This is a genomic window from Allobrachymonas chironomi DSM 19884 (assembly GCF_000374625.1).
Taxonomy (GTDB): Bacteria; Pseudomonadota; Gammaproteobacteria; order Burkholderiales; family Burkholderiaceae_C; genus Brachymonas; species Brachymonas chironomi.
Map to the genome: position 1 here is coordinate 1 of NZ_KB894789.1, position 9,561 is coordinate 9,561.

Consider the following 9,561-nt stretch of genomic DNA (forward strand, 5'->3'; position numbering starts at 1 on the left):
TCCAGTTCCTTGATGCGTCGCGCATCCGAGGTCGTGGTACCCGCACGCAGGCCAGCGTCGATCTCGGCTCTCTTGACCCAATCGTGCAGGGTTTGCGGCACACAGCCAATCTTCGGCGCAATCGATTCGATAGCTGCCCACAACGAAGGGTACTCGGCTCGATGCTCCTGCACCATGCGCACAGCGCGCTCGCGCACTTCCGGGGAAAACTTGTTGGACTTGTTCATGGCTCCATCTTCTCAAGAGTTGGGGCCTCCTCGAAACCCGGGGCGGTTCAGCCTGTGAAGGCTCAGGATTCCCGCTAGGATGATTATGCGAGAGGATGACTGCCGCCGCATTGATCCGCAGCGCTTCCTTGACCACTTCGCGCGGATACACCGATGCACTGTCGATGGTGCCGTGGAACATCTCCCGGTACTCGATCAGCCGATGGCGCGTATCCATAAACAGCACCGCAAAGACTTCATGCTCGAAGCCTGCCAGCTTGTTGCGCAGGTACTCCTTGACCAGCGCCGGGGAAGTGAACTCAGTACCACGCTGCATCTTCAGCTCGATGACCTGGCGTGCCGCTTCGAGAATTTGGTCCACCGATGCCGGCAGGTAGCGCCCCTGGGCGTCACGCACCAGCAAAGCGTCATTGAACGGAGAAAAGGACAGTTGCGACATGATTATGCTCCGGTTGCTCGGGCGGAATTGCCCGGAACCGTGGCCAGCACGGCGCAGCGCAAGCAGTCAGGGATCGAAGACGGCCGATAGGCCGCAAGCGTGCGAGCACGCGAAGTCATTGACGGCGAGAACGCCGTGATACGGTGAAGGGAACAGCAAGACCGCCTACACCCCACTCAGCCACACACCCGCCGTTGGCAAGTGCGCAGCACGCGCAGGCCCGGATCAACGATCCAGGCCGGAGGCGTCAGGGATCAGCGCCGAATGGCTGTGATTTGGCACGAAGCACAGGGCGCAGCCCGCGAGCCCGACGGCGGTACGCTGGGACGAACGACTATGGCTTATCGTCCTTGAGGGACAGCGTTCCGCGAGATTCAAGCAGACGCCGCGTGTTCTCCAGCTCTTTTTGCAGCAACTCGGCATCCGGCAGCACCGTCCGGTAGTTCGCCGCCATCACCTTCGTCGGCAAGCCATCCAGCGCATACCGCGCCAGGGCATGGCCTTTGTCCGCGCACAGGATCAGGCCCACCGGAGGATTCTCGTCCGGGTAAGCCCAATGCTCCTTGGCATAGTTGCAGTACATGTGCATTTGCCCCACATCGGCATGGGTCAGGCTGCCCAGTTTCAGGTCGATAATGACCAGGCAGCGCAGCTTGCGATGGAAGAACAGCAGATCCACCCGATACCAGGTTTGGTCGATGCGCAACCGACGTTGCCGCCCGACGAAGGTGAAGCCTTCGCCCAGTTCCAGCAGAAAGTCTTCCAGACGCTGGATCAATGCCGCTTCCAGATCAGATTCCGAGTACTCGTCCTTGAGGTCGAGGAACTCCAGCACATACGGGTCTTTGATCGCATCATTGGGCGTGACGGTATCCTCGGGCTTGGCCACCGAACCCTTGACCAGCATCGCAGCCTTGTCTTTGGATAGGGCCGTGCGCTCGTAGAACTGGCTGCCGATCTGTCGGTCGAGCTGGCGCACGCTCCAGCCACCGCGCAGTGCTTCGGTCTCGTAGAACTGGCGTGCATGGTCATCTTTGACCGACAGCAGCCGGACATAGGCTGACCACGGCAAGGCGAAGGCCTGGGCCAGTTCGGAGAGGTCGAATTTCCGAGACACTGTCTGGGATTTCTCGACAGGCAACTCATTTCCCAATTTCCCAGACACTGTCTGGGAAATCTGTGGCTGGGAGTACGCGAGGAAGAAACGCCGCATGCTTTCCAGGTTGTTGACGCCAAACCCACGTCCGAATCGAGCCGTCAGGTCGGCAGACAACCTCTCCATCAACTGCTCACCGTAACCGGCCCGCCGCCTGCCTTTCTGCTCGGCTTCGACGATCCGGCGGCCAATCTCCCAATAGCTGGCCGTCATCAGCGCATTGACACTGCGCGCCGCTGCTTGGCGCGCCGCATCCAGCAGTTCCACGATGCCACCGTGGATACCGGCATAGCCAGCCGGTAAGGCGGCAGGTTTCCGCGTTCTCACGGGCGTCTTCCTTGTCATGCTGTCACCTCCATAGAACGGGATGCCCCGGTGATCGCCAATCGCCGATTCGCCACCAGTTCGGCCGCATCCCGTACCGGCTTGTCCTCGGTATGAACATAGTGCATAAACATCGCCACGGTCTTGTGGCCTGTGAGCTTCATGCCCACCTTGGTAGGCACGCCCGAGTTGGCTATGTCGGTGGTCGCCCGGTGGCGGATGCCATGCGTGCCAACGTGCGGCACACCGGCGGCCTTGAGCACGCGCGTCCAGCCGCCGTAGTGCTCACCGTGGGTCATGTGCCGGGTCGGGTCGTTGGGCGACGGCAGGACGTAGGGGCAACCTTCTCGGCGCGGCGCTGTGGACAGCAGCCGATAGGCTTCCTCGCTCATGGATTTGGAAATGCCGCCGGTCTTGCTGTCAGGCCAAACAACGCGGCGCTTTTCCAGATCAACCCAATCCCACTCCAGCGGGCAGATTTCGGAGCGCCGGGCGGCGAACTCGAATTGCAGGCGAATCGCCAGCGGGATGACGTAGTTCTCCAGTCCCTCGGCTTCCAGATGCTCCAGGTGACGGAATATCCGCACCAGCTCATCGTCCACGATGAGCCGGGTTTCCTTGCCAGGCGGATACATCGGGACATGACGGCACGGATTCGTGCCGTCAGGACGTAGCCCCCACACTTCGGCCAAGTTGAACATCTTGCGCAGCACGCCAAAGGTGCGGTTGGCCTCGGCCTGCTTGTAGGCCAGCTTCTTCATCAACGCAGCCACGTCCGGGCGCTTCACGTCCTGCACCTTCATCCGGCCCATGATCGGGATGATGCAACGGTCAATCACGCCCTGATAGCCGCGCTGCGTGCTGGGCTTGTTGCGCTGCTTGGAGTAGTCCTCCATGAAGGTGTGGCAGAACTCCTTCATGGTCGGCGCCTTGCGGGCGGCGTTCTTGGCCGCGCTGGGATCGCCACCTTTGCGAACCGCTGCCAGCCATTCCTGTGCCATCGTACGTGCCTGATCGACCGTCAGTTCCCCGTACTGGCCCAAGGCGGGCTTGCGGCGCTCGCCGGCGTTTGTGCGGTACTGGAGCATGAACACCTTGCGGCCGGCCGGGGTGATCTTGCACAGGAAGCCAGGCACCACGGTATCCCGCAGTTCGATGGCCTTGGCTTGGGGTTGTGCCGCATCGACTGCGGACTTGGTGAGCTTGATCTTCGCCATGATGACTCCTCGGAAAGCCCGGTTTCCAAGAGCCGCATGGGAGCCACGCGAGGGGAAGCCGGGTCAAGTTTCGGAAAGCACCGGCATATATTGAACTCGCCTAAGTGATTGATAAACCTGCTGTATCGAGCCTTGGCGTAGCCCAGCGAAATGCGGTACTGGAGTCATCGTGAAACAAAAAAACGCCCCGTCCGGCAGGACTGGGGCGTTACAGCCTGCACCCAATGGGGCAGGCCGGAGGCTGGTGTGGAATCAGACCACGGCAGCCTTCTGAACCAGGCGCGTAGCTACCCAGTTCTTGGTCTTCGACAGCGGACGGCTCTCGGTAATCTCGATGATATCGCCCAGCTTGTACTCGCCATTCTCGTCATGAGCATGGTACTTGCTGGTCTTGATCATGATCTTGCCGTAGATCGGGTGCATCACGCGACGCTCGATCATCACCGTCACGGTCTTGTTGCGCTTGTCGCTCACCACCTTGCCAACCAAGGTGCGCTTGAGGGAGGTTTTTGCTTCCGTCATGTTGTCACTCCTTGATTACTTGGCGGCTTGTTTCTTCTCGGCCAGAATGGTCTTGGCGCGAGCGATGTCACGGCGCGTCTGGCGCAGTGCAGCCGTGTTTTGCAGTTGCTGGGTACCCTTTTGCATGCGCAGACCAAAGTGGGCCTTCTGCAGGTCCTTGATTTCGGCCTCGACGCCAGCGATGTCCTTGTTGCGCAGATCAGTCGTTTTCATAATATTCATCCTCCTGATCAGGCGCCCAGACGACGCTCGGCGAACGTGGTGCGCAGCGGCAGCTTGGCAGCAGCCAGCGTGAAGGCTTCACGTGCCAGTTGCTCGGGAACGCCCATGATTTCAAACAGCATCTTGCCGGGCTGGATTTCAGCCACGTAGTACTCCGGGTTACCCTTACCGTTACCCATACGCACTTCTGCGGGCTTTTGGGAAATCGGCTTGTCGGGGAACACACGGATCCAGATGCGGCCGCCACGCTTCACGTGACGGGAAATCGCACGACGTGCAGATTCGATTTGACGGGCAGTCAGGCGACCACGGTCGGTCGACTTCAGACCGAAATCACCGAAGGACACCTCGTTGCCACGGGTAGCCAGACCGGTGTTGCGGCCTTTCTGCTCTTTGCGGTATTTTCTGCGTGCAGGTTGCAGCATGATTCTTCTCCTAGGTCAGCCGAACAGGATTATTCGGCTGCGGCGCCGTCCGCTGCTGCAGCGGGCGCGTTACGGACGCGCTTAACGGCGGGGGTGGCTGCGCCAGAGGCTTCAGCCGGCTTGTCGCTACCATCTGCCGGGGCTACGTTGCCACCGATACGACGGGTGCGCGGACGGTCGCCACGGCGGTCATCGCCACGACGGCCACGCGGACGACGCTCGTCTTCACGCGGTTCGGCAGCCACGGGCACGTCGTTGCGGCCCAGGTTGTCGCCCTTGTAGACCCACACCTTGACACCGATGATGCCGTAGGTGGTTTCTGCTTCGGACACACCGTAGTCGATATCGGCGCGCAGCGTGTGCAGCGGCACTCGGCCTTCACGGTACCACTCGGTACGGGCGATCTCGATGCCGTTCAGACGACCGGCAGACATGATCTTGATGCCCTGGGCACCCATGCGCATGGCGTTCTGCATGGCGCGCTTCATGGCGCGGCGGAACATGATGCGCTTTTCCAGCTGCTGGGTGATGCTGTCGGCGATCAGCTTGGCATCGATTTCGGGCTTGCGCACTTCCTCGATGTTCACGGCCACCGGAACGCCCAGCATGGCGTTCAGTTCGCGCTTCAGGTTCTCGATGTCCTCACCCTTCTTGCCGATCACCACGCCCGGACGAGCGGAGAAGATCGTGATGCGGGCGCTCTTGGCAGGGCGCTCGATCAGGATGCGGGAAACGGAAGCGTTCTTCAGTTTCTTGGCCAGGTATTCGCGAACCTTGATGTCTTCGGCCAGCATGCCGGCGAAATCACGGTTGTTGGCATACCAACGGCTGTTCCAGTTGCGGCTTACCGCCAGGCGGAAACCGGTAGGATGAATTTTTTGTCCCATTGCTTACACCTTTCAGTTGCCAACCGTCACGTACACGTGGCACGTGGGCTTGCTGATACGGTTACCGCGGCCTTTGGCGCGGGCGGTGAAGCGCTTGAGCGTCGGGCCTTGTTCGACGTAGATGGTCTTGACCTTCAGATCGTCGATATCGGCACCGTCGTTGTGCTCGGCGTTGGCAATGGCGGACTCCAGGGCCTTCTTGATGATCACGGCAGCTTTTTTCTGCGTGAACGTCAGGATCTGCAGGGCCTGATCCACTTTCTTGCCACGAATCATGTCGGCGACCAGACGGCCTTTATCGACCGACAGACGGACGCCACGAACAATTGCACGTGTTTCCATGGTCTTTCCTTATCTCTTCGCTTTCTTGTCTGCCGCGTGACCCTTGTAGGTACGGGTCAGGGCAAATTCACCCAGCTTGTGGCCGACCATCTGGTCCGTCACGTAAACCGGCACGTGCTGCTTGCCGTTATGCACGGCGATCGTCAGACCGATGAACTCGGGCAGGATCATGGAGCGACGCGACCAGGTTTTCACCGGCTTCTTGTCATGGGATTCGACGGCCTTTTCAACCTTGGCCATCAGGTGATGGTCTACGAATGGACCCTTTTTGAGAGAACGAGCCATTGTCTACCCCTTATTTCTTGCGACGCGACACAATCATGGACTGCGTGCGCTTGTTGTTACGAGTACGGTAGCCCTTGGTCAGGTTGCCCCACGGATCGACAGGAGCCATACCGGTACCGGTGCGACCTTCACCACCACCATGCGGGTGGTCGATCGGGTTCATGGCAACGCCGCGCACGGTCGGGCGGATACCCAGCCAGCGCTTGGCACCGGCCTTGCCCAGTTGGCGCAGGCTGTGCTCTTCGTTGGCCACTTCACCGATGGTGGCGCGGCATTCGATGTGGATGCGACGGACTTCACCGGAACGCAGACGCACCTGGGCGTACACGCCTTCGCGGGCCAGCAGGGTAGCGGAAGTACCAGCGGAACGTGCAATTTGCGCGCCCTTGCCCGACTTCAGCTCGATGCAGTGGATGGTGGAACCGACCGGGATGTTGCGGATCGGCAGGGTGTTGCCCACGCGGATCGGCGCTTCGGAACCGCTCACGATGCTGGCGCCCACTTCCAGGTGGCGCGGAGCAATGTGGTAGCGGCGCTCGCCGTCGGCGTAGCACACCAGCGCGATGTGCGCGGTACGGTTCGGATCGTATTCGATACGCTCGACCTTGGCGGGGATGCCGTCCTTGTCGTTGCGCACGAAGTCGACCACACGGTAGTGGTGACGGTGACCGCCGCCCTTGTGGCGCACGGTGATGTGACCGTTGTGGTTACGGCCAGCCTTCTGGAACTGGGGTTCCAGCAGGGGAGCGTAACCGGAACCCTTGTGCAGGTGGTCACGGGACACCTTGATGGCGTGGCGGCGACCAGCGGAGGTCGGTTTGATTTGGATAACAGCCATGATTAAGCAGCCTCCCCAGACAGGTTCAGCTCGGCACCTTCCTTGAGGGACACATAGGCCTTGCGCACATTGTTGCGGCGACCGATGCTACGGCCGAAGCGCTTGACCTTGCCCTTGGTGTTGACTACGGACACGCCGGTCACTTCCACGCTGAACAGCAGTTCAACAGCGGCCTTGATCTCGGGCTTGGTAGCGTCCTGCAGCACCTTGAAGGTAACGACATTGGATTTTTCGGCAACCATGGTGGCCTTTTCGGACACGACGGGAGCCACCAGAACGGCCATCAGACGGCCTTCGTCAAATTTCTTCGTGCTCATGCGAACATCTCCTGCAGCTTGTCGAGAGCAGCCTTGGTCACCAGGACTTTCTTGTAGTACACCAGGGACAGGGGATCGACATAACGCGGCTCCACCACCAGCACATGGCCGAGGTTGCGGGAAGCCAGGTACAGGTTCTCATCGACGTTCTCGGTGATCACCAGCACGGAGTCCAGATTCATGGCCTTGAACTTGGAAGCCAGGGCCTTGGTCTTGGGGGTATCAATCGTCAGGGAGTCCACCACGGACAGGCGACCGTCGCGCACCAGCTGCGACAGGATCACGGACATGCCCACGCGGTACATCTTCTTGTTGATCTTCTGGCTGAAGTTTTCTTCAGGCGTGTTCGGGAAGGCACGACCGCCTCCACGCCAGATCGGGGAAGACGTCATACCGGCACGCGCGTTACCAGTGCCCTTCTGACGGAACGGCTTCTTGGTGGAGTGCTTGACGGTTTCGCGATTCTTCTGCTGACGCGTACCCTGGCGGGCATTGGCCTGATAGGCCACCACCATCTGGTGCACCAGCGTTTCGTTGTAGTCACGACCGAACACGGTGTCGTTGGCGTCCACGGTTGCAGCGGACTGGCCTTGTTCATTCAGGAGTTCGATTTGCATCAGTTGGCTCCTTCGGCTGCTTTAGCCTTCACGGCCGGACGCACGGAGACGAATCCGCCCTTGGCACCAGGAATGGCACCCTTGATCAGCAGCAGCTGACGGGCTTCGTCGATACGCACGACGGACAGGTTTTGCGTGGTCACGGTTTCATCGCCCATGTGGCCGGTCATCTTCTTGCCGGGGAACACACGACCGGGATCCTGTGCCATGGAGATGGAGCCGGGCACGTTGTGCGAACGGCTGTTACCGTGGGAAGCACGCTGGGAGCTGAAGTTGTGGCGCTTGATGGTACCGGCATAGCCCTTACCGATCGAAGTACCCTGCACGTCCACCTTCTGGCCGACGCTGAACAGCTCGGTCACAGGCAGGGCAGCACCGGCGGCATACTTGCCGGCGGTTTCTTCAGTCACGCGGAATTCACGAACGACTTCGCCGGCTTCGACGCCAGCTTTTGCCAGGTGGCCGGCTTGCGGCTTGGTGACGCGCGAGGCGCGGCGCTTGCCATACGTGACCTGCAGGGCCACATAGCCGTCGTTGGCTTCGGTCTTGACCTGGGTCACGCGGTTGTCAGACACATCCACCACCGTGACAGGGATGGATTCCCCGTCGTCGGTGAAGACACGCATCATGCCCACCTTGCGGCCCAGCAAACCCATGTGTTTGCTCAGACTCATTGTTTTCTCCGTAACTTTCACCATGACCGACTGCAATTGGCCAGCCACGTTGTTGCGTGAAAGACTGTTAATAAAACCCCGCACACCGCAATTGCGCACGAAAAAATATGCGCGCAAAAGTGCACGAAGCCTTGCATTGTAGACCGTGCAAAAAAAATGTGCAATAGCCTGCAATGAAAACGGCCGGGGATGTTGCTCCCCGGCCGCAAGCCGTACTGCCCTGCAGGGCAGCTCAGCATCTCAAGGCATTACTGCAGCTTGATCTCGACGTCCACGCCTGCCGGCAGGTCCAGCTTCATCAGCGCGTCAACGGTCTTGTCGGTCGGGTCGACAATGTCCATCAGGCGCTGGTGAGTGCGGATTTCCAGCTGGTCGCGGCTGCTCTTGTTCACGTGGGGCGAACGCAGGATGTCGAAGCGCTTCATGCGCGTCGGCAGCGGCACCGGACCCTTGACGATGGCACCGGTACGCTTGGCGGTTTCGACGATCTCGGCAGCAGACTGGTCGATCAGCTTGTAATCGAAAGCCTTCAGGCGGATGCGGATCTTTTGCTTGGACATGTGTGACCGCTCCTTACGCAATGATCTTGGCAACCACGCCAGCGCCGACGGTACGGCCACCTTCGCGGATAGCGAAACGCAGACCTTCTTCCATGGCGATCGGGGCGATCAGCTTCACGGTGATGGACACGTTGTCACCCGGCATCACCATTTCCTTGTCGGCCGGCAGCTCGATGGAACCGGTCACGTCCGTGGTACGGAAGTAGAACTGGGGACGGTAGTTGTTGAAGAACGGCGTGTGACGGCCACCTTCGTCCTTGGACAGCACGTACACCTCGGCGGTGAACTCGGTGTGCGGCTTGATGGAACCCGGCTTGCACAGCACCTGGCCGCGCTCGACGTCTTCACGCTTGGTGCCGCGCAGCAGGATACCGACGTTGTCGCCAGCCTGACCCTGGTCCAGCAGCTTGCGGAACATTTCCACGCCCGTGCAGGTCGTCTTCTGGGTGTCCTTGATACCCACGATCTCGATTTCCTCGCCGACCTTGATGATGCCGCGCTCGACGCGA

15 protein-coding genes and 1 pseudogene are annotated in these 9,561 nt (G+C 60.3%); all 16 read right to left on the reverse strand.

The window, feature by feature from the left end:
• A partial coding sequence (locus C513_RS0112070) for a transposase (protein ID WP_026320821.1) occupies positions 1–227 on the reverse strand: 227 nt, incomplete at its 3' end.
• A 13-nt stretch (positions 228–240) separates the two neighbouring features.
• Positions 241–666, reverse strand: a pseudogene (locus C513_RS14020) (JAB domain-containing protein); the annotation flags it as partial.
• Positions 667–1,000: 334 nt separating this feature from the next.
• Positions 1,001–2,167, reverse strand: coding sequence for a PDDEXK nuclease domain-containing protein (locus C513_RS0112080; protein ID WP_026320818.1), 1,167 nt, complete (start codon positions 2,165–2,167; stop codon positions 1,001–1,003).
• Complete coding sequence (locus C513_RS0112085) at positions 2,164–3,363, reverse strand: tyrosine-type recombinase/integrase (RefSeq protein ID WP_018716258.1); 1,200 nt, start codon at positions 3,361–3,363, stop codon at positions 2,164–2,166. Before C513_RS0112085 ends, C513_RS0112080 begins: the two co-directional genes overlap by 4 nt.
• A 252-nt stretch (positions 3,364–3,615) precedes the next feature.
• Complete coding sequence (gene rpsQ / locus C513_RS0112090) at positions 3,616–3,885, reverse strand: 30S ribosomal protein S17 (RefSeq protein WP_018716259.1); 270 nt, start codon at positions 3,883–3,885, stop codon at positions 3,616–3,618.
• A 15-nt stretch (positions 3,886–3,900) separates the two neighbouring features.
• The gene (rpmC, locus tag C513_RS0112095) at positions 3,901–4,098 is read right to left on the reverse strand and encodes a 50S ribosomal protein L29 (protein ID WP_018716260.1); all 198 of its coding nucleotides are present in this window, start codon (positions 4,096–4,098) and stop codon (positions 3,901–3,903) included.
• 17 nt (positions 4,099–4,115) lie between these two features.
• Positions 4,116–4,532 (reverse strand): 50S ribosomal protein L16, encoded by a 417-nt coding sequence (gene rplP, locus C513_RS0112100; protein WP_018716261.1) that lies wholly within the window; start codon positions 4,530–4,532, stop codon positions 4,116–4,118.
• Between the two features lie 29 nt (positions 4,533–4,561).
• Entirely contained in the window at positions 4,562–5,419 is an 858-nt protein-coding gene (gene rpsC, locus C513_RS0112105; protein ID WP_018716262.1) for a 30S ribosomal protein S3, read from the reverse strand.
• Between the two features lie 12 nt (positions 5,420–5,431).
• Positions 5,432–5,761, reverse strand: coding sequence for a 50S ribosomal protein L22 (gene rplV, locus C513_RS0112110; protein ID WP_018716263.1), 330 nt, complete (start codon positions 5,759–5,761; stop codon positions 5,432–5,434).
• A 9-nt stretch (positions 5,762–5,770) separates the two neighbouring features.
• Positions 5,771–6,046 carry a 30S ribosomal protein S19 gene (gene rpsS / locus C513_RS0112115; RefSeq protein WP_026320820.1) on the reverse strand — a complete coding sequence of 92 codons (276 nt, stop codon included), beginning with the start codon at positions 6,044–6,046 and terminating at the stop codon, positions 5,771–5,773.
• Positions 6,047–6,056: 10 nt separating this feature from the next.
• Complete coding sequence (gene rplB, locus C513_RS0112120) at positions 6,057–6,884, reverse strand: 50S ribosomal protein L2 (protein WP_018716265.1); 828 nt, start codon at positions 6,882–6,884, stop codon at positions 6,057–6,059.
• 2 nt (positions 6,885–6,886) lie between these two features.
• A complete protein-coding gene (gene rplW, locus C513_RS0112125) occupies positions 6,887–7,201 on the reverse strand; it encodes a 50S ribosomal protein L23 (protein ID WP_018716266.1) in 315 nt (104 codons plus the stop codon).
• Entirely contained in the window at positions 7,198–7,818 is a 621-nt protein-coding gene (gene rplD / locus C513_RS0112130) for a 50S ribosomal protein L4 (RefSeq protein ID WP_018716267.1), read from the reverse strand. Before rplD ends, rplW begins: the two co-directional genes overlap by 4 nt.
• A complete protein-coding gene (gene rplC, locus C513_RS0112135) occupies positions 7,818–8,492 on the reverse strand; it encodes a 50S ribosomal protein L3 (RefSeq protein WP_018716268.1) in 675 nt (224 codons plus the stop codon). The genes rplD and rplC overlap by 1 nt, the downstream gene beginning before the upstream one ends.
• A gap of 248 nt (positions 8,493–8,740) precedes the next feature.
• On the reverse strand, positions 8,741–9,052 hold the full coding sequence (gene rpsJ, locus C513_RS0112140; RefSeq protein ID WP_018716269.1) for a 30S ribosomal protein S10: 312 nt from the start codon (positions 9,050–9,052) through the stop codon (positions 8,741–8,743).
• Between the two features lie 13 nt (positions 9,053–9,065).
• Positions 9,066–9,561 (reverse strand): EF-Tu C-terminal domain-related protein (locus C513_RS0112145; protein ID WP_018716159.1); only part of this gene is annotated, 496 nt, incomplete at its 5' end.